This window comes from Streptomyces noursei (assembly GCF_001646665.1).
GTDB lineage: Bacteria > Actinomycetota > Actinomycetes > Streptomycetales > Streptomycetaceae > Streptomyces > Streptomyces lavendulocolor.
The window spans coordinates 9,456-9,887 of the sequence record NZ_LWBU01000370.1; the positions used below are offsets into that span (position 1 = coordinate 9,456).

A 432-nucleotide genomic window follows, 5' to 3' on the forward strand; every position below is an offset into this window, starting at 1 on the left:
CGTCACAGCCCACCGCCCGATACGGATGGCTACCCGGCCCGCCGGTAGGTGGCACCGTCCCGGGTCCGGGTCAGCTGCCCGCCGACCACCAGGTACCGGCGCAGCGCCGAACAGTCGTCGTGCACGGTGCGCAGGGCCTCGTTCACCTCGGGCTCGGTGTACGCACGGTTCGGCTCGAACAGTGTCTCGGCGAGGTGGACGAGCAACTGCTCGCGGCGGGCCGGCTTGCGGGGGATGGCCGTCAGCCGCCCGTGGGAGAAGAGGGCGGCCACGTCTCGCGCGCCGCCGGTTCGGATCTCGGACATGCGGGAAGCGTGCCGGGCCGGAGCGCACGGGGCAACGCGTTTTTCCCGCACCACCGTGCCCCCTCGCCGCCGCCGGCCACCGCTGCCGGTCACCGTCATCGTCCCGGCCGGTCACCGGCCGGCGGTC

At 74.3% G+C, this 432-nt stretch carries 1 protein-coding gene; it reads right to left on the reverse strand.

The features are described 5' to 3' along the window. Positions 1 to 29: 29 nt before the first annotated feature. Positions 30 to 305 (reverse strand): DUF2087 domain-containing protein, encoded by a 276-nt coding sequence (locus tag A4V12_RS27965; protein WP_064072229.1) that lies wholly within the window; start codon positions 303 to 305, stop codon positions 30 to 32. Positions 306 to 432: the final 127 nt, after the last annotated feature.

What these genes read in the sequence shown, in the direction of transcription:
- A4V12_RS27965 (WP_064072229.1), bottom strand. Translation starts at nt 305, where the DNA reads ATGTCCGAGATCCGAACCGGCGGCGCGCGAGACGTGGCCGCCCTCTTC.